Below are 18526 nucleotides of genomic sequence, written 5' to 3' on the forward strand. Positions count from 1 at the left end.
AAAACTACAAGCGAATCGGCAGCCCGCACGGCTACCGCCGACTAAAACCGGAAAATTGGGACGCGTGGCCAACATCAAGAGGACAGTAGATGACCTATGGCTTGACACTGAATTCTGGCCGAGGAGTGAGACTCGAATCGCTCCGCCAATACGGCACTTATCGCGGACTGTTGGAGGGCTTGCCCACAATCGAGAACAATCAACGCATGATTGAGGGACTGTTGAAGGAGAGAAGCCATGGAGCACCTCCACTTCTTATACGGGCAGTTGAAAAATTGATCGAGCTGCCGCCGGGCCGAAAATATCCTTTTGGCACTCCGTCGGCTCTTCCATCGGTTACTTGCATCATCCGCCTAGAGTCTCATTTGCCTACGGTCGGTGGCGAAGGCGACGAATCGGGGCTCACAGTTATCTGGTTTCAAGAGGATTTTTCCTTCCCGCCGACCTCAGAAATAGAGGCACAAATCAAGGCCATCCAATGGGATGACCTCGCAGGTAACTTTCGCAACTAGCGAGCGGCGATCTAGTGCCATTGAGTGAACTGCCAACAGACCACGCAACGACTGTTTTGGAGTAGAGGTAATGACTGCTATGGGCCCGAAGCGGCTGTACGTGTTGCTCCAAAGCGGTCACTCATGAAACACCCAGTCCGGCTCTGGCTTACTTCTGGCGCCCCTATGGACATAGTTCTCCTCACAAACAGGACATCCTAGGTTCCACGTGTACAGCGAATGGACGGCGCAGTATGGCGTTTGGTCGCTTGGAGCGAACGAAGTCACCGTCAGTTGCTCGGTTCCGGCTTCGACAAATGCCGGCAGCCTTCCAAGCTCAACGCGTGCGTCTTCCCATCCCAGGAGTTGGAAGAGTTCAACCGGCCGGCCCGCATCCACCGCTGCAACTAGCAGTCGGTGAACGTCGATTTCTCTCCACCCGGTCTGGGCGGCCATCCACTTCCGAAATTCTCGCTTGGCGTCTCGGCGAATCTTGGCCCACACCGAGAACTCAGCTACCTCCGTCATGCATCTGATCTCCATGGCTCAGCCAGCCGCCCTCCCAACAGACCGCTTCGCCCCGATAAACACGCTACCGATGATCGTCGGAAAAAACGGACGCGCGAAGTCGCCGACGAGCTCTTATCTCCCATAGAACGCCTCCCGCTAAGCTAGCAAGAAGCAGGGCGTAGCTGAAGTACGCAGTGTTTGCGGTGGTCGTCTTGGAGACCAAAAAAGCAAAAAGCATGCTGATCGTGACTACGAATACGAGACGCCAGAAGAAAAGACCGAAGACCAAAAGGAACAGCAGAAGGATGGGAAGGTGATCCATTTTTTTGAAAGTCCGGTTCTGGTCGACTGTAGCCGCGCGGAATGCGAGCGCAAAGAACCGACGAGGATGGGAGCGCGCCGGACATGAAGGTGAACGGTGTTGCGGATGTCCGTCGAACCCGCCGCACAGAACACCGCTCTTGGTAAAAAGCCTGAGGGCACGGTGTCAATGCTGCATCTATCCTGCGTCGCAGGTCGCGCCCATGCGACCGGTACGTTGAACACCATCCTCATCCCCATGACCCCGTTTCCCACTTCAAGAGCCATCGCCAACTTCAGCTCATTGCGCGTTGCCCTGTGCTTCCTGCTCGCGATGTTCATCCTCTCGGGATGTGCCGTCCATCCCAAGATCGCAGCCGACAAGGTGCGCGGAAAGAGCACCGTCACCATCATCGAAACACCACCGCTCAAGAACCTGGCATTGATCGGTGTGATGGCGCCCTACTTCGACTTCCATTTTTCGAGTCGATCGGACATGTTCTTTTCCAATGTCGACTACACCCTGCGCGGCGACTATGCGGGCGATGCGATTGCGTCCACCCTGGCCCAGCAAACGGCGTCACCGCCTGTGAGCCGAAGTGCCGGAGCCTCGTCCTTGGTGGCTGCCGGCCTTGTGGGCGCATTGATTCAGGCCAGCGCGGACGACACGCAAAGAAAGGCGCAGGGCTTCGACCGCGAAGTGCGAAAGCTCTTCCCAGATTGGAACCCGCAGCAGGAGTTCATGGATGCCTTGCTGCCCGCACTGCGGCAGCGAGGAATGCAGCCCGTCATCGCCAGCAGAAAGACCAACACATTGCTCTGGCCTGCAAGCAAGGAAGACGGCGAGCGCTATCGCTCAGGCTCGTTGGATGATGCCGAACCCACCGATTCGGAAATGCTGCTGCAGATCAGCCCGATCGCGTTCTGGAACGCGCCGGGCCCCCTGAATGAGTACCGCATGAACGTCTCCGTGGGAATGGCCATGTATGACGCGAAGACGAAGGCCTTTCTGGGACGCCAGACCATCATCTTCGATGGCCCAAGCGGAAAGATCTATCCCTTCTACACAGGCCTTGTCTCGGACTTGGCGTCGGCGCAGCCCAGGTTGAGGCTTGCGCTGCTGTCTCTGGCCCCAAAGGTCGCAGATGTGGCGAGCGGCAAGACGGCCGACTGATGTCACGCGGCGCGAGCTACTCGGCCAACGCCTCGCACTGCGCTTCAATCCGCGCATGAAGCAGCCCCAGCGAGACCGTAAGAAACCGTTGCAACGAACTGCGCTGGCATGCATCGAAAAGCGGCGCGGCGTCTGCATCTGAAGTAGCGGCGTCGCGCCGATCCTCATCCCAGTCGAGCAACTGCACCAACGTCTGAGCGCACTGCACTACATCACGCGCATCGTTGAGGAAGGCAGCGTGACTTTGCTGTGAAGGAGAGAGCCGTTCGCCTTCAACCCATTCGAAGGGCTTGAACAAGGCAGTGGGTCGTTGAGACGCACAAGAACAACCAGCGTCGGTACCCGCATTTGAAGCAGTGGCCATAGGCCTCCAAGGATGTCGATTTGCAACAACCGACGCACCCGACGCCAATCGGGGGCGGCAGCTCGAACGGGTTGGCGTACCGGGACATCCTTGCGGAAACCGGCAGGGCGCGAGCCCTCCCATTCGAGCCGCCTAAAAAAGAAGCGCGAATGAAAAAGCCGCAGACCTTGTGCGGTAACTGCGGCTTTCGTCGCAGGATGTCAGCGGGACGCCAATCCCGGCCTCGCTCATCACGAGGCAAAAGCAATGTACGCGGTCGCTCGGACGCCCGTCAAGCGTCAGCGACTGGAACGCACCGCCCCACCCGAAACATCACCCACTCAGGCCGCGGCGTTGGTTCACGTGATCAGACGATCTCAGGCGAGCGCGCGTTGAATCAACAGCTTCTGGATGTCCGACGTGCCTTCGTAGATCTGGCACACGCGCACGTCGCGGTAGATGCGCTCCAACGGAAAATCGTTCACGTAGCCGTAGCCGCCCAGCGTCTGGATGGCGGCGCTGCACACGCGCTCGGCCATCTCGCTGGCGAAGAGCTTGGCCATGGCGGCTTCTTTCAGGCAGGGCCGGCCGGCGTCGCGCAGGCTGGCGGCGTGCCAGATGAGCTGGCGTGCGGCTTCGATCTGCGTGGCGCATTCGGCCAGGCGAAAGCCCACGGCCTGCTGGTCGAAGATGGCGCCGCCGAAGGCCTGGCGTTCCTTGGCGTAGGCCACGGCCACGTCGAAGGCGCTGCGGGCCATGCCCACGCTCTGCGCGGCGATGCCGATGCGGCCACCCTCGAGCGCACCGAGCGCGATCTTGTAGCCCTCGCCTTCGGCGCCGATGAGGTTCTCGGCCGGGATGCGGCAGCTGTCGAAGTTGATCTGCGCGGTGTCGCTGCTGTGCTGGCCGAGCTTGTCTTCCAGGCGCGCGACGTTGTAGCCGGGCGCGTCGGTCGGCACGATGAACGCGCTCATGCCGCGCTTGCCCGCGCCCTTGTCGGTCACCGCGATGACGATGGCGACCTGGCCGTTCTTGCCGCTGGTGATGAACTGCTTCACGCCATCGATCACGTAGCCGTCGCCGTCCTTGCGCGCGGTGGTGCGCAGGCTCGAGGCATCGCTGCCGGCCTGCGGTTCGGTGAGGCAGAAGGCGCCGAGCATCTGGCCCTGGGCCAGCGGCTCGAGCCACATCTTCTTCTGCTGCGCGTTGCCGTAGCGCATGAGGATGGCGTTGACGGGGCAGTTGGTCACGCTGATGGCGGTGCTGGTACCGCCGTCGCCGGCCGCGATTTCCTCGAGCACCAGTGCGAGCGTGAGGTAGTCGAGGCCCGCGCCGCCATGCTCCTCGGGCACGCAGATGCCGTAGGCGCCCAGTGCGGCGAGGCCCTGGTGCACTTCCTTCGGAAAGCTGTGCTCGTGGTCCCACTTGGGGGCGTTGGGCCACAACTCGGCTTGCGAAAAATCGCGCACCGCGTCGCGGATGGCTTCCTGGTCTGCGCTGAGCAGCATGGCGTTGTCTCCAGTTCTTTCTTGTCGGCGGGTGCGAGGCTTACTTGCCAGCGCCCAGGTCCATGATGAGACGCGCGGCCATGTACAGGCGGCGCGGAATGGCGCTGATGTCGACGTACTCGGCCTTGTCGCTGTGATAGCCGAAGCCGGGCAAGCCCAGGCTTTCGATCACGGGCTTGCCCGAGAGCGCCGCGTAGGCCGCGTCGGTGCCGCCGCCGGTGCGCTCTTCGACGCCCACGCTGCCGCCAGCTTCCTTGTAGAAGACCACGGCCTTGTCGACCAGCTTCTTGCCGCCCTCGCCCGCGTTGAAGGCCGGACGGCCGCGCGTGACGAGCACCTTGACGTCGGCCTCGGGCAGCTTCTTCTGCTGTGCCTTCTCTTCGAGGGTCTTCATGGCGGCGTCGAAGTCCTCGTTGCGTGCGTAGCGCACGTCGGCGTTCAGCGTGGCGCTGGCCGGGATGATGTTCGACACGTTGCCGGCCTTGGCGATGGTCCAGTTGAAGCGCAGGTTCTTCGACTTGTCGTCGATGCTCATGGTGCGCAGCACGAGGTCAGAAGCTTCGACCAGCGCGTTCACGCCCAGCTCGGGCGCGGCGCCCGCGTGCGAGGCCTTGCCGGTGATGTTGACCTGCACGTAGGCGATGCCCGAGGTGCCGAGCGACATCTTTTCGTCGCCGGCGCTGGTGGGCTCGAACGAGAGCACGTAATCGGCCAGCTTGGCTTCTTCCTGGATCAGGTCGCGCGAGCCGAAGGAGCCTTTTTCCTCGTCGGTGTTGAACAGCACGGTGATGGTGCCGTAGTCGCGCACGCCGTAGTCCTTGAGCAGCTTGAGCGTGTGCAGGATGACGGCGTTGCCGCCCTTGTCGTCGGCGATGCCGGGGCCGTAGGCCTTGTCGCCTTCGATGCGGAACGGCGCCTTGGCGAGCGTGCCCTTGGTGTACACGGTGTCCATGTGCGACATGAGCAGCAGGTTCTTGCCGCCGCGGCCCTTGAGCTTGCCCACGATGTTGTCGCCGACCACGAGGCCGACCGACTTGCTGCGCGTGACGGTGAAGCCGAGGTTCTTCAGCTCGCCTTCGAGGTACGCGCCGGCGGCGGCCATGCCTTCGGCGTCACCGGTGCCGGTCTCGATGTTGACGAGCTTCTCGAGCGTCTTGATCACCGCCGGCTGCTCGTCGGTGGCGGCCTGGAACAGCACGTTGTCGCGCTTCTGGGCCCAGGCGCCACCTGCCACGAAGGCGGTAGCGAGCACGGCGGCAACGGCGGTACGGTGAATGGATGGGCGCATGAAATCTCCTGCTCTACGCATGGTTTTGTTTGAACTGTCCGGGGTGAAAAACCGGCTGGCGCCCTCTCCCGGGCGCCGGCGGCTCCTGGCGTTATAGCAATTCGAGCGCGACCGCGGTGCCTTCGCCGCCGCCGATGCACAGCGTGGCGACGCCGCGCTTCTTGCCGCGCGCCTTCAGCGCGTGCAGCAGCGTGACCATGATGCGCGCGCCGCTGGCGCCGATGGGGTGGCCCAGCGCGCAGGCGCCGCCGTTCACGTTGACGATGTCATGCGACACGTCGAGCTCGTGCATGAGGGCCATGGGCACGACGGCGAAGGCCTCGTTCACTTCCCACAGGTCGACGTCCTTCACGCTCCAGCCGGTCTTGGCGAAGAGCTTCTGCACGGCGCCGACCGGCGCGGTGGAGAACCACTCGGGTTGCTGCGCGTGCGTGGCGTGGCCGACGATGCGCGCCAGCGGCTTGGCGCCGATCTTCTTGGCGTGCGACTCGGTCATCATGACCAGCGCGGCGGCGCCGTCGTTGATCGACGAGCTCGATGCGGCGGTGATGGTGCCGTTTTCTTTCTTGAACGCGGGCTTGAGCGTGGGGATCTTGTCGAGCTTGACCTTGCCCGGGCCTTCGTCGATGGAAATGACGGTGTCGCCGCCACGGCCCTTCACGGTGACGGGCGTGATCTCGTCCTTGAAGGCGCCCGATTCGGTGGCGGCCTTGGCGCGCTGCACGCTGGCGATGGCGAAGGCGTCTTGCTGCTCGCGCGTGAAGTTGTACTTGGCGGCGCAGTCTTCGCCGAAGGTACCCATGGAGCGGCCGGGCTGGTAGGCGTCTTCGAGGCCGTCGAGCATCATGTGGTCATAGATCTTGTCGTGGCCCATGCGGTAGCCGCCGCGGCCCTTGAGCATGAGGTAGGGCGCGTTGGTCATGCTTTCCATGCCGCCCGCCACGATGACGTCGTGCGTGCCGGCCAGCAACAGGTCGTGCGCGAGCATCGCGGCCTTCATGGCCGAGCCGCACATCTTGCTGAGCGTGACGGCGCCCGCGCTGTCGGGCAGGCCGCCCTTGTAGGCCGCCTGGCGCGCCGGGGCCTGGCCCTGGCCGGCCATGAGGCAGTTGCCGAACAGCACTTCACCCACGCTCTCGGGCGCGATGCCGGCGCGCTCGACGGCCGCCTTGATGGCCGCGCCGCCCAGGTCGTGCGCGGAGAGGGACGAGAAGTCGCCCTGGAAGCCACCCATGGGGGTGCGGGCGGCGCCGACGATGACGATGGATTCGGACATGGGGGTCTCCTTCAGGAATGTGAAAGTGAAATCAAAGACAAAACGAAAACGAAAACGGAATCGGGAAACGGGCGGTCAGAAATGCGTCGCATGGCCTTCGTGCTGGAAGCGTTGCGACTCTTCGTACGGGAACACATCGAGCATCTGGCCAGCCTGGATGCGTTCCTTGTGGTGCTGCCAGAAGGCGGCGTCGAGCAGGTCGGCGTGGTGCGCCATGAAGGCGGCGCGCACGTCCTTGTTGCCCAGCAGAAAGGGCTCGAAGGTCTCGGGGAACACGTCCTTCGGGCCGACCGAGTACCAGACCTCGCCGCTCATCTCGTCTTCCTCGTTGCGCGGCGTGGGCACCTTGCGGAACTTGCAGTCGGTGACGTATTCGATTTCGTCGTAGTCGTAGAACACGACCTTGCCGCCGCGCGTGACGCCGAAGTTCTTCCACAGCATGTCGCCGGGGAAGATGTTGGCGGCCACCATGTCCTTGATGGCGTTGCCGTACTCGATGACCGCATGCTCCAGCTGGTCCTTGGCACGCCGGGCCTGGGCCGGGCTCTCGGGGTGGGCCAGCGTGTCGAAGGCTTCCTGCAGGTAGATGTTCAACGGGATCATGCGGCGCTCGATGTAGACGTGCTTGAGCACGACTTCCATCTCCCCGTTGCCGTCGCGGTCGCCGATCTCGAGCTGGCTGGGCGCGAACTTGCGGATCTCCTCGATGAGCTCGGGCTCGAAACGGTCGAGCGGAAAGCCCACGTTGCTGTACTCGAGCGTGTCGGCCATGCGGCCCACGCGGTCGTGCTGCTTCACGAGCATGTACTTGCCCTTGATCTGCTCGCGCGTGGTGTCCTTCTGCGGCGGGTAGAAGTCCTTGATGACCTTGAACACGAAGGGGAACGAGGGCAGGTCGAACACCAGCATGACCATGCCCTTGATGCCGGGCGCGATGCGAAAGCGGTCGCTCGAGTAGTTCAGGTGCGACAGGAAGTCGCGGTAGAACAGCGTCTTGCCCTGCTTGGCCAGGCCGAGCGCGTTGTAGATTTCGGCGCGCGGCTTGCGCGGCATGAGCGAGCGCAAGAACTGCACCCAGGCCGAGGGCACTTCCATGTCGACCATGAAGTAGGCGCGCGCAAAGCTGAACAGCATCTGCAGGTCGTCCTCGCCGAACAGCGCCGCGTCGATGTAGAACTTGCCGTGGGTGTCGTGCAGGATGGGCAGCGAGAACGGGATCTCGGTGAAGCCGTTCATGATCTTGCCGACCACGTAGGCGCCCTTGTTCCGGTAGAACAGGCCCGACAGCACCTGCAGCTGGAAGTTGGCGCGCAGCTTGACCTGGTGGAAGCGGTTCAGGATGACGTGCGCCACGCGCTCGGCGTCGCGCCGCTTGTTGGCGTAGCTGCCCTGCAGCGCGAAGTCGTCGAGCATCTGCTCGATGATGTCGGGCAGCGTGGCCTGCGAGGGGTAGTACGGCCGGTAGGTGGGTGCGCCGCGCGGCTCGATGTACTCGGTGCTGATGGCCGGGCGCACGAAGATGAAGTCGTTCTGGAAGTAGGCCCGGTGCAGGATCTTCGTGGTGACCGAGTTGAAGAAACTCTCGGCCAGCTCGGGCTGGTGGTGGTTCACCAGCAGGCCGATGAAGTGCAGCTTGACCTGGTGCCAGACTTCCATGGGCTGGTCGCCGGCCTTGAACTCTTTTTCGAGCCGGGCCACGGCCTCGTTCACGCGCAGGTCGTAGAACTCGATGCGCTCGCGCTGCGCCCGCTGCTGGCCGTGCCAGTCGGCGGTCTCGAAGCGGTGCTTGGCGCGCGCCGATTCGGCGCGGAACAGCCGGTAGTGCCGGTTGAACCCGTCGATCATCGCCTTCGCGATGTCGTAGGCCAGCGGGGAATCGAGGCGCTGCGGGAACATGGCGACAGGACCGGCGATGGCAGCGGCGGGTTCGCTCAGGCGGCTGGCGGGGTCTCGGTGCCTTCGGTGCCGTCGGCACCTGCCTGCGCCGACGGCGAGGCGCCTGCGGGCTTGCTCCACTTGTAGCGGATGCGCTGCACGGCGGCCTTGTAGATGGCGTCGAGCGGCTTGTCGCCCTCGACACTCAGGCCGAGGTCTTGCAGCAGGCCGTCGTGCACGCCGAAGGTCCAGCCGTGGATGCGCACCTTCTGGCCGCGCGCCCAGGCGTCGACCATGACGGTGCTGACGGCCACGTTGACCACCTGCTCGGCCACGTTGAGCTCGCACAGCGCATCGACGCGCACGTCTTCGGGCAGGCTGTCGAGCATCACGCTGTGGCGGTCGCGCACGTCCTGGATGTGGCGGATCCAGTTGTCGGCCAGGCCGATGCGCTTGCCGCTGAGCGCAGCCTTCACGCCGGCGCAGCCGTAGTGGCCGACCACCATGATGTGCTCGACCTTCAGGTGCTCGACCGCGAACTGGATCGCCGAGAGCGCATTGAGGTCGGAGTGCACCACGATGTTGGCGACGTTGCGGTGCACGAACACTTCACCCGGCTCCAGGCCGGTGATCTGGTTGGCGGGCACGCGGCTGTCGGAACAGCCGATCCACATGTAGCGCGGCGTCTGCTGCTTGACAAGGCCGGTGAAGAAGCCGGGCCGGTCACGCTCCATCTGGGCGGACCAGGCACGGTTGTGGGCAAAGAGGTCGTCGAGGTTGTCGGAGGGCATGGTGGAGTTCAGGCGGTTGTTTCAGACTATTTGGATACAACAGGCAAGGGGATGGCAGAGCAGCCCGACTCTGGAGCTGCTTGAATCATCTTGTGGAGCCTGGCAACGTCGGGCTTGGAGGTTTCGCGCATCACAGACTGCCATCTGCGCACGCGCTCCACGACCTCCGAAGGACACGACTTTCCTATGGCCAGGTCGCATGTTATCTGTGCGATCTGCTGCGGGTCCTTCGACAGTGTGAAAGACGACCCCGGCCGGGAAAAAGCGCGAGCGACCTCGTTGCTATAAAGGTAGCGCTCCATGGGTGGATTGGTCAGGAGCTGTGTATCGCGGATCGAGAGAACGCGGCCGAGCTGCACGCGTACCCCCTCCCAGCTGATTCGGTCAATGTGCTCGGCCACTTCCTCAGGCAGCAGTTGGCCCATCTCCACAGTCACCTGATCCAACAACCGCGATGTCTCGAACCGTTCGTTTTCGACGGCCGAGAGGAAGTCAGCTCGGAAGCTGACCTCATCCATGTAAGCAAGTACGTGCCCGATCGGCCACTGCCAAGAGTGACCGCTGTGCTCGTCCCGCGTGGCCGTCTCAAGAAGGCGAATCACCGTAGCGGCCTCCTCGATTTTTCTGGCTCGCTGTCCATCGGTCGAGCGGAAATAGTCGTCTAACGCGATCATCTCGTCGATCGAATGGCCAGCGTAGGTCAGTTCAAGAGCGAGTTGTTGTCGCGCATAGGCGACGTTGGACTCGGACTGACGCAGCTTCGCGATCTCAGGCATGAACTGCGAAGTGAGGTGCACCACGGCTGGCACGAAGAATGCCGGCGAGCGTCGATCCACCAAGCGAGAGCGGCACGCCAGCATGGCCTGTCGAACGTTCTCGTAGGACTCCATCCTGAAGTCGATGCCGGTTTGGATGTGCGTGAGGAATGCCTCGCTTGGCACAGTGCCGGCCTTCAGTCTTTCAAAGAGTGCATCACGGCTCGGCGCCGCGAACCCTGAAACGGCCCCCAATGCGGCGCACGCAGCCAAGGCAAGTGCCCGAAGCCAACGGCAACAGCAGGAGCGGGACGTTGCGGATTTGCGGAGCATGGCGCTATTGTCGACGAGGGGTTGAGTCCCGCTCGGATCAGGCAGTCTTGGGAGTCTTGGCTGCGCCTTGTGCCTTCTGCGCCTTGACCAGCGTGGCGCGGCCCTTTTTCTCGTGCTCGCGCACTTCGGCGAGGTTGGCCTGCAGTTCGGCCATCTGCGCCTCGAGCTGCGCGCGGTGGGCGCCGAGCACGCCCAGGAATTTTTCCAGCTGCGGCACGGTGTCGCGCGGGCTGTCGTACATGTCGAGGATGTCTTTCGCCTCGACCAGCGTCAGGCCCAGGCGCTTGGCGCGCAGCGTGAGCGTGAGCCGCGCCCGGTCGCGCGCGCTGTACACGCGCTGCAGGCCGGCCCGCTCCGGCGACAGCAGGCCCATGTCTTCATAGAAGCGGATGGCGCGCGTCGTGAGATCGAACTCCTTGGCGAGCTGGCTGATGGTGAAGGTCTGCGCGGGCATGGGCGGCAAGGGTTGCGGGGGCGACAGCAGGTTGGCGGCGCATTCTCTACAATGTTGCCTCAACCCATGACGTTTACGTAAACGTCAATCATACATGAACCTCCTCGAACGCGAACTCCACTACCCCCTGGGCGACACCCTGCCCGCCGCCGGCGAAGCACTGGAAGTCGCGCCCGGCGTGCGCTGGATCCGCATGCGACTGCCCTTTGCGCTGGACCACATCAACCTCTGGCTGCTGCGCGACACGATCGACGGCGTCGAGGGCTGGACGGTGGTCGACTGCTGCATCGCGCACGACGAGGCCCGCGCGCAGTGGGAGCAGATCTTCGAGACGCAGCTGCAGGGCCTGCCGATCCTGCGTGTGATCGTGACCCACATGCACCCCGACCACATCGGCCTGGCCGACTGGCTGTGCCAGCGCTGGAACGCGCCCTTGTGGATCAGCGCCACCGACTACCACGTGGCACGCGTGCTGTGCAGCGCCGGCGACACGCTCGCGGGCGGCGACGCGGCCGCCGACTTCTTCGCCTCGCACGGCCTCACCAACCCCGAGTCGATCGCCAAGATCCGCGCACGCACCAGCTACTACACCAACATGGTGCCCAGCGTGCCCGCCCGCTACGTGCGCATGATGGACGGCGACATCGTCACCATCGGCGAGCGCGACTGGCGCTGCATCAGCGGCTACGGCCACGCGCCCGAGCACATCGCGCTGTACTGCGCCGAGCCCAAGCTGCTGCTGGGCGGCGACATGATGCTGCCGCGCATCTCGACCAATGTGAGCGTGCATGCGGGCGAGCCCGAGGCCAATTCGCTGCGCCTGTTCCTGGACAGCATCGACAAGTTCAAGGCCCTGCCGGCCGACACGCTGGGCCTGCCCTCGCACGGCAAGCCCTTCACCGGCATCCACCGCCGCGTCGACCAGCTGCAGGAGCACCACCGCGACCGCCTGGCCGAGCTGCTCGAGGCCTGCCTCGCGCGGCCGATCACGGCGTCGGAGGGCCTGCCGATCCTGTTCAAGCGCGAGCTCGACCTGCACCAGATCACCTTCGCGATGGGCGAGACCGTGGCCCACCTGCACCTGCTGTGGTTCTCGGGGCAGGTGAAGCGCACGCTCGATGCCGACGGCATCTACCGCTTCGGCGCAGCCTGAGGCCCCCCGGCTTTTCACTTCGCTTCGCTGCGTGTAACTCCCCCCCGAGGGGGAGGCGCGGCTCGCCTTGGGGCGGCCCGGCGGCGGCCGCATAGACTCTGGGAATGACAATGTCGAACACGCTGGCTGAGCTGCGCGCCGGCCGGCTGGCTGGCGCACGACGACTGGACCTCTCGTGCGGACTCACCGAGTTCCCGCGCGAGATTTTTGCGCTCGCCGACACCCTCGAAACGCTGAACCTCACGGGCAATGCGCTCAGCGCGCTGCCGGACGACCTCGGCCGGCTGCACAAGCTGCGCGTGCTGTTCGGCTCCGACAACCGCTTCACCGAACTGCCGGCCTCCATCGGCCAGTGCCGCCAGCTCGACATCGTGGGCTTCAAGGCCAACCGCATCGCCCACGTGCCCGCCGAGGCGCTGCCGCCCTCGCTGCGCTGGCTGATCCTGACCGACAACGCGCTCGAAGCATTGCCCGACACCCTCGGCGACTGCACCCGCATGCAGAAGCTGATGCTGGCCGGCAACCGCCTGCGCGCCCTGCCGCCGTCGGTGGCCCGCTGCCGGCAGCTCGAACTGCTGCGCCTGTCGGCCAACCGCTTCGAGGCGCTGCCCGACTGGCTGCACACCCTGCCGCGCCTGGCCTGGCTGGCCTGCGCGGGCAACCCGTTCGACACCCAGGCCGAAGACGCCGCCATCGACGCGCCCACCGTGCCGCACGTCGACTGGCGCAACCTGACACTCGGCCCGAAGCTCGGTGAAGGCGCCTCGGGCGTGATCCATCGCGCCACACTCGCCACGCCCGATGGCGCCGCGCAGCCCGTGGCCGTCAAGCTGTTCAAGGGCGCCGTCACCAGCGACGGCTGGCCGCACAGCGAGATGGCGGCCTGCATCGCGGCCGGCGCGCACCCGACGCTGATCGCCGCGCAAGGCCGCATCGACGGCCACCCCGACGGCACCGAGGGCCTGGTGATGGCGCTGGTGCCACCGTCGTTCATCACCCTGGCCGGGCCACCGAGCCTGGCCTCGTGCACCCGCGATGTCTATGCCGACGACGCACGCTGGACCAGCGGCACCGCGCTGCGCATCGCGCGCGACATCGCGGCGGCCATGGCGCACCTGCATGCGCGCGGCCTGCTGCATGGCGACCTGTACGCCCACAACATCCTCTGGCACGCGCAGGACGGCGGGCGGCTCGGCGACTTCGGCGCGGCCTGGATGACGGGCGCGCTCGACCCCGCGCACGCGAAGGCACTGCAAGGCGTGGAGATGCGCGCCTTCGGTTGCCTGCTCGAAGAACTGGCCGAGCGCTGTGACGATGCGGTTTCTTCTTCGACTTTGACCACGCTCGCGGCGCGCTGCCTGCAAGCCGACGTGGCGGCACGGCCATCGTTCGCCGAGGTGCTGCCGGTGCTGGACGCCGCCGTACCATGACGCGCCCCCGCTTCCCCGTCCCGATGCCCACGCGCGACGGCGTGAGCCCGAGTTGTGTCTCGCTGCCTTACGGCCCCTGGCCCACCATCGCCGACTTTCTCGTCGAGCGCTTTCCCGCCATCTCGCGCGAGGCCTGGCTCTCGCGCATCGAAGCGAACGACGTGTGCGACGAGCACGGCGTGCCCATCACCGCCACGCGGCGCTACGAGTCACCGCTGCGCGTGTACTACTACCGCGCGCTCGACGCCGAGACGCCCATCCCTTTCGAAGAGTTGGTGCTGCACCAGGACGACGACCTCGTGGTGGTCGACAAGCCGCCCTTCGTGCCCGTCACGCCCACCGGCAAGTACGTGCAGCAGAGCCTGCTGGTGCGCCTGAAGCGCAAGCTCGGCCTGGACGACCTCGTGCCGTTGCACCGCATCGACCGCAACACCTCGGGGCTGGTGCTGTTCTCGGTGCGCCGCGAGACGCGCGGTGCCTACCAGGCGATGTTTCCCGAGCGGCGCATCGACAAGCACTACGAGGCCGTCGTGCCGTGGCACGAGGGCGTGTCGTCGGTGCCCGCCGTGTACCGCAGCCGGCTGGTGGATGACGACCATTTCATGCGCATGCGCGAAGCGCCCGGCGAGCCGAACTCCGAGACCCGCATCGTGCTGCGCGAGGCCCGCGACGGCCATGCGCTGCTGGAACTCTCGCCTGTCACCGGCCGCAAGCACCAGTTGCGCGTGCACTGCCAGGCGCTGGGTTTGCCGATCGTGAACGACCCGTTCTATCCCACGCTGCAGCCCGCGGGGAATGACGACTTCGACAGGCCGCTGCAGTTGCTGGCGCGGTCGCTGGCGTTCATCGACCCGCTGAGCGGCGCCTTGCGCACCTTCGAGAGCCCGCGCCGGCTGGCGCTGCCTGCTTCTTCTGCTGCTGCCGCCTAGGTGACGCGGCGCGGGCGCGTCGCGGACTAAGCTTTCTCCTGACGGGAATTGAACTTCCTCTCTTCCACCACTCAGGAGACAAACGCACATGGACACCACCCAACTCTTCTCGCTGAAGGGCCGCAGCGCCTTGATCACCGGCGGCTCGCGCGGCATCGGCCGCATGATTGCCGAGGGCTTCCTGGCGCAAGGCGCGCGCGTGTACATCTCGGCGCGCAAGGCGGCGGCTTGCGATCAGACGGCGAAGGAGCTGTCGGCTTTTGGGCATTGCGTGTCACTGCCTGCTGATGTGTCGACTGTGGAGGGGGCGCAGGCGCTGGTCGATGCTTATGCGAAGCATGAAGGGTCGCTCGATATCCTGGTCAACAACGCGGGGGCTGCTTGGGGCGCGCCGTATGAAGAGTTTCCAGAGAGTGGCTGGGACAAGGTCGTCGACCTGAACTTGAAGACGCCCTTCTTCCTGACCAAGGCGCTGACGCCGATGCTCAAGAAGGCGGCTACGGATCATCTGTCGAAGGTGATCAACATTGCTTCTATTGACGGGATTTCTGTGAATCCGCAGGAGACGTACTCCTATGCGGCTAGCAAGGCGGGGTTGATTCAGTTGACGCGGCGGATGGCGCTGCGGCTGGCGCAGGATCGGATCGTGGTCAGTGCGATTGCTCCCGGAGCGTTCGCTTCGGATATGAACAAGGATGCGCGGGATCACGGGGATGAGGTCAAAGGACGGATTCCTGCTGGGCGCATTGGTACTCCCGAAGATATGGCTGGTGCCGCTATCTACCTGGCTTCGCGGGCTGGGGACTATGTGATGGGGTCTACGCTGGTGGTGGACGGGGGCGTTACGCACGCGCGCTGATTCGTTTGGGTTCCGGGGCCGGGTCTCGGCCCGGCGGCCGACCTACTTTTCTTTGCTTCGCCAAAGAAACGTAGGCAAAAGAAAGGCGACCCTACTGTCTGCGCCCCTCCGCTTCGCTACGGGCAACCTGCGGTGCTCACGTTTCGCGGGGTCTCGCCCAAACTCGCTTCGCTCAAACAAGGGCGAGCCCTGATCCGCGAAACGCTGCGCTCCTCGGCGCATACAGAAGGGGTTGGGGAACCTCTCGGGCCATCGCTTCGCTCGGCCAGTGGGCCGCAGCAGGCGCTTTGCGCCTGCTGCGGCTGGGATTGGTCGCGGCGTTGGTTGGAACATGAGCGCAAGCGCACGCGCGGGTGCAGATGTGCTTACGAGCACCAACACGAGCACGAACACGGGATTCGGCTGTTGGCAACTGCCGGGCCGAGCGAAGCGACGGCCCGCCCGGTATCAAAGCCCCTCTGGCTGCGCCGAGGAGCGCAGCGTTTCGCGGATCAGGGCTCGCAGCTGTTTGAGCGAAGCGAGTTCTGCGAGACCCCGCGAAACGTGAGCACCGCAGGTTGCCCGTAGCGAAGCGAAGGGTCGCAGACAGTGGGGTCGCCTTTTCTTTGCTTACTTTCTTTTGGCGAAGCAAAAGAAAGTAAGTCGCCCGCCGGGGCGAGTCCCGGCCCCGGGAAGCAAACAAACAAAGTCAGCCCCACCGAGGCACAGCCTCATCCTTCAACTGCTGCCTCAGCACCCCATAGTCAGGCACAACGCTTTCAACGGTCTCCCAGAACCGATGCGAGTGATCCATCACCCGCAGATGCGCCAACTCATGCGCAACGACATAGTCGATCACCGGCAATCGAAAGTGAATCAACCGCCAGTTCAACCGAATCGACCCATCCGCACTCGCACTCCCCCACCGCGTAGCCGCGTTAGAGAGCGACAGCTTCTGCCATGACACCCCCAGCAGCGGCGCAAAGTGATCCAGTCGCTCGATGAACAGCTTGCGCGCCTGCCGCATCAACCAGGCCTGCGCCGCATCCCGAATCTGCGAAGGCGCCGCGTTCTGCGCCACAGCCAGCCGCAGCGTCCGCGGGCCGCCGCCTTCGACAGCGGGGTCGAGCGTGCCGCCAACGCTGGCGAAACCGTGCTTCGGATCGAGCCGGATCACCACCAGCTCGCCAAGAAAAGGAAACTCCGCCCCATCTTCCCAAGCAATCCGCGTCGCCTCGACCCGTGCATTGCGTTGCTGCGTCTCCGCCAGCTTGCGCAGAATCCAGTCGGCCTTCTCCCGCACCGCCGCATCGACATCGCGCAGCGTGACCCACCGCGGCGCCCGCACCGACAGTCCTTCGGCGCCGACCAGAAAACCGATCGTCTTGCGCTGCCCGCGCTTGAACTCGTAGGCCACCCGCGCCGACCCCAACACCACTTCACGCGTGGCCTGCGGATGTGTGAAATTCGCCAGCGTCAGTGTGTCAGCCAACGGCACCGCAGGACGCGGGTCCACCGGCCCGATGGATGAAGGCACATCGGCCACCACCGGCACGGGAGCAGCAGGTGGCGCAGGCGCCTTCTTCCGCGGCCGCCGCGGCGGAGCAGCAGCAGGCGCCGGCGTGCTCCCCAACCCCTCGAAGAGGTCCATCGTGAACTGCAGCATTCCCCGCATGTCGGGCCCGGTCCGAGGGTGGCGCGTCAGCCCGCTTCGCGCGGCAACGTCTGCTGCGGCTGCGCCGGGGTGTCGCTGTAGGCCTCGGGGTCGAGGCGGCGCATCTCGGCCTCGATCCAGGCTTCGACTTCGCGCATCAGCTCATCGGGCTTGCGGCCCACGCTCGAGATCGCCGGGCCGATCGACACGTCGACCACGCCGGGGCGCTTGATGAAGGCCTTGCGCGGCCAGACCTTGGCCGAGGTGACTGCGATCGGGATCACGGGCACGCCGGTTTCGCAGGCCAGGCGCGTGCCGCCGCTCTTGTAGGTGCCCTTCTGGCCACGCGGAATGCGCGTGCCTTCGGGGAACATGATGATCCAGATGCCCTGCGCGAGCAGCTTGCGGCCCTGGTTCACCACCTTGTTGAACGCCTGCGCGCGCTGGCTCCGGTCGATGTGGATCATGTCCAACCGCGCCATCGCCCAGCCGAAGAACGGCACGTAGATCAGTTCCTTCTTGAAAACGAAGGCCAGCGGATGCGGCATCAGCGTGGGCATGAGGAAAGTCTCGAGCGTGGACTGGTGCTTCACCAGCAGCACCGCGCCGGCGAGTTGGTCGGTCGGCAGGTTTTCCATGCCGGTCACGCGGGTCTTGATGCCCAGCAGCACGCGCGCGCCACCGATGGCCCAGCTGAGCCATTGCTCGGCCATCCAGTACAGCGGAATGCCGCGCTTCCAGAGCGAGCTGACGCACATGATGATGCCCCAGGGCACCACGGTGACAAGCATCCACAGGGCGTGGAGAACGGAACGGATAAACGCCATCAGACAGCCACCTGCAGTGCAGCCCGCGCTTCGCGCGCGAGCAAAAAGTCGACAAAGGCGGCGAGGTCTTCATGCACCCTCGTGTCCGCCGGATATTCGGGAGGCAGCGGGTGAACCCCGCGGCACGCCGCGCCCATGCCCGTGAGCAGGAGGTGCGGTTCGCAGCCGGCCGCAGCGCCGGCCTGCAGGTCGCGCAGGCTGTCGCCCGCGGTGGGCACGCCCTTCAGGTCGATGCCGAAGCGGTCGCCGATCTGAAGGAACAGCCCTTCCTTGGGCTTGCGGCAGTCGCAGCCTTCGTCGGGGCTGTGCGGGCAATAGAACACCGCATCCACCTTGCCGCCCACGGCCGCGAGCATCTTGTGCATCTTGGCGTGCATGGCGTTGAGCGAAGCCATGTCGAACAGCCCACGGCCCAGGCCCGACTGGTTCGACGCGACCACCACGTGCCAGCCCGCATGGTTCAGGCGCGCCACGGCCTCGAGCGCACCGGGCAGCGGCGTCCACTCGATGTCGCTCTTGACGAAATCTTCGCGGTGCACGTTGATCGTGCCGTTGCGGTCGAGGATGACGAGCTTCATGGCGGAACCGCTCCTGGTG

At 64.9% G+C, this 18526-nt stretch carries 17 protein-coding genes; 6 read left to right on the forward strand and 11 right to left on the reverse strand.

Annotation, left to right across the window (positions count from 1 at the left end):
• Positions 1 to 89: 89 nt before the first annotated feature.
• Positions 90 to 512, forward strand: a complete 423-nt coding sequence (locus tag AC07SQ_RS10460; RefSeq protein ID WP_495271928.1) for a hypothetical protein — start codon at positions 90 to 92, stop codon at positions 510 to 512.
• A gap of 916 nt (positions 513 to 1428) precedes the next feature.
• Positions 1429 to 2475, forward strand: coding sequence for a hypothetical protein (locus tag AC07SQ_RS10465; RefSeq protein WP_495271927.1), 1047 nt, complete (start codon positions 1429 to 1431; stop codon positions 2473 to 2475).
• Between the two features lie 16 nt (positions 2476 to 2491).
• Here AC07SQ_RS10465 and AC07SQ_RS10470 read toward each other — a convergent pair whose 3' ends face one another.
• The 8 genes from AC07SQ_RS10470 to AC07SQ_RS10505 all read right to left on the reverse strand — a co-directional run bounded on the left by AC07SQ_RS10470 (position 2492) and on the right by AC07SQ_RS10505 (position 11098).
• A complete protein-coding gene (locus AC07SQ_RS10470) occupies positions 2492 to 2773 on the reverse strand; it encodes a hypothetical protein (RefSeq protein WP_495271926.1) in 282 nt (93 codons plus the stop codon).
• Between the two features lie 422 nt (positions 2774 to 3195).
• Positions 3196 to 4326: an acyl-CoA dehydrogenase family protein gene (locus AC07SQ_RS10475; RefSeq protein WP_495271925.1), complete on the reverse strand. Its 1131-nt coding sequence runs from the start codon at positions 4324 to 4326 to the stop codon at positions 3196 to 3198.
• Between the two features lie 40 nt (positions 4327 to 4366).
• On the reverse strand, positions 4367 to 5614 hold the full coding sequence (locus tag AC07SQ_RS10480; protein ID WP_495271924.1) for a glutamate carboxypeptidase: 1248 nt from the start codon (positions 5612 to 5614) through the stop codon (positions 4367 to 4369).
• Between the two features lie 91 nt (positions 5615 to 5705).
• Complete coding sequence (locus tag AC07SQ_RS10485) at positions 5706 to 6890, reverse strand: acetyl-CoA C-acyltransferase (protein WP_095746933.1); 1185 nt, start codon at positions 6888 to 6890, stop codon at positions 5706 to 5708.
• 75 nt (positions 6891 to 6965) lie between these two features.
• The gene (gene aceK / locus AC07SQ_RS10490) at positions 6966 to 8786 is read right to left on the reverse strand and encodes a bifunctional isocitrate dehydrogenase kinase/phosphatase (protein ID WP_062478759.1); all 1821 of its coding nucleotides are present in this window, start codon (positions 8784 to 8786) and stop codon (positions 6966 to 6968) included.
• Positions 8787 to 8821: 35 nt separating this feature from the next.
• Positions 8822 to 9556 carry a carbonate dehydratase gene (gene can / locus AC07SQ_RS10495; protein ID WP_062478745.1) on the reverse strand — a complete coding sequence of 245 codons (735 nt, stop codon included), beginning with the start codon at positions 9554 to 9556 and terminating at the stop codon, positions 8822 to 8824.
• Between the two features lie 26 nt (positions 9557 to 9582).
• Positions 9583 to 10644 (reverse strand): hypothetical protein, encoded by a 1062-nt coding sequence (locus AC07SQ_RS10500; protein ID WP_495271923.1) that lies wholly within the window; start codon positions 10642 to 10644, stop codon positions 9583 to 9585.
• 37 nt (positions 10645 to 10681) lie between these two features.
• Complete coding sequence (locus AC07SQ_RS10505) at positions 10682 to 11098, reverse strand: MerR family transcriptional regulator (protein ID WP_495271922.1); 417 nt, start codon at positions 11096 to 11098, stop codon at positions 10682 to 10684.
• Positions 11099 to 11192: 94 nt separating this feature from the next.
• Between AC07SQ_RS10505 and AC07SQ_RS10510 the strand changes: the two genes are divergently transcribed.
• From AC07SQ_RS10510 to AC07SQ_RS10525, 4 genes are all read left to right on the forward strand, one after another.
• Complete coding sequence (locus tag AC07SQ_RS10510; RefSeq protein WP_495271921.1) at positions 11193 to 12251, forward strand: MBL fold metallo-hydrolase; 1059 nt, start codon at positions 11193 to 11195, stop codon at positions 12249 to 12251.
• A 110-nt stretch (positions 12252 to 12361) separates the two neighbouring features.
• The gene (locus AC07SQ_RS10515) at positions 12362 to 13681 is read left to right on the forward strand and encodes a leucine-rich repeat-containing protein kinase family protein (RefSeq protein WP_495271920.1); all 1320 of its coding nucleotides are present in this window, start codon (positions 12362 to 12364) and stop codon (positions 13679 to 13681) included.
• Entirely contained in the window at positions 13678 to 14610 is a 933-nt protein-coding gene (locus AC07SQ_RS10520) for a pseudouridine synthase (RefSeq protein WP_495271919.1), read from the forward strand. The genes AC07SQ_RS10515 and AC07SQ_RS10520 overlap by 4 nt, the downstream gene beginning before the upstream one ends.
• Positions 14611 to 14698: 88 nt before the next feature.
• Positions 14699 to 15469: an SDR family oxidoreductase gene (locus tag AC07SQ_RS10525; protein WP_062478757.1), complete on the forward strand. Its 771-nt coding sequence runs from the start codon at positions 14699 to 14701 to the stop codon at positions 15467 to 15469.
• Positions 15470 to 16157: 688 nt separating this feature from the next.
• Here AC07SQ_RS10525 and AC07SQ_RS10530 read toward each other — a convergent pair.
• Genes AC07SQ_RS10530 through gmhB form a run of 3 tightly spaced genes read right to left on the reverse strand, consistent with a single transcriptional unit; the run spans position 16158 to position 18507 of the window.
• Positions 16158 to 17099 (reverse strand): M48 family metallopeptidase, encoded by a 942-nt coding sequence (locus AC07SQ_RS10530; protein WP_495313007.1) that lies wholly within the window; start codon positions 17097 to 17099, stop codon positions 16158 to 16160.
• A 50-nt stretch (positions 17100 to 17149) separates the two neighbouring features.
• A complete protein-coding gene (locus AC07SQ_RS10535) occupies positions 17150 to 17929 on the reverse strand; it encodes a lysophospholipid acyltransferase family protein (protein WP_095746939.1) in 780 nt (259 codons plus the stop codon).
• Positions 17929 to 18507, reverse strand: coding sequence for a D-glycero-beta-D-manno-heptose 1,7-bisphosphate 7-phosphatase (gmhB, locus tag AC07SQ_RS10540; RefSeq protein ID WP_070062939.1), 579 nt, complete (start codon positions 18505 to 18507; stop codon positions 17929 to 17931). The genes AC07SQ_RS10535 and gmhB overlap by 1 nt, the downstream gene beginning before the upstream one ends.
• Positions 18508 to 18526: the final 19 nt, after the last annotated feature.

Source organism: Variovorax sp. GW821-FHT06D12, assembly GCF_059419205.1.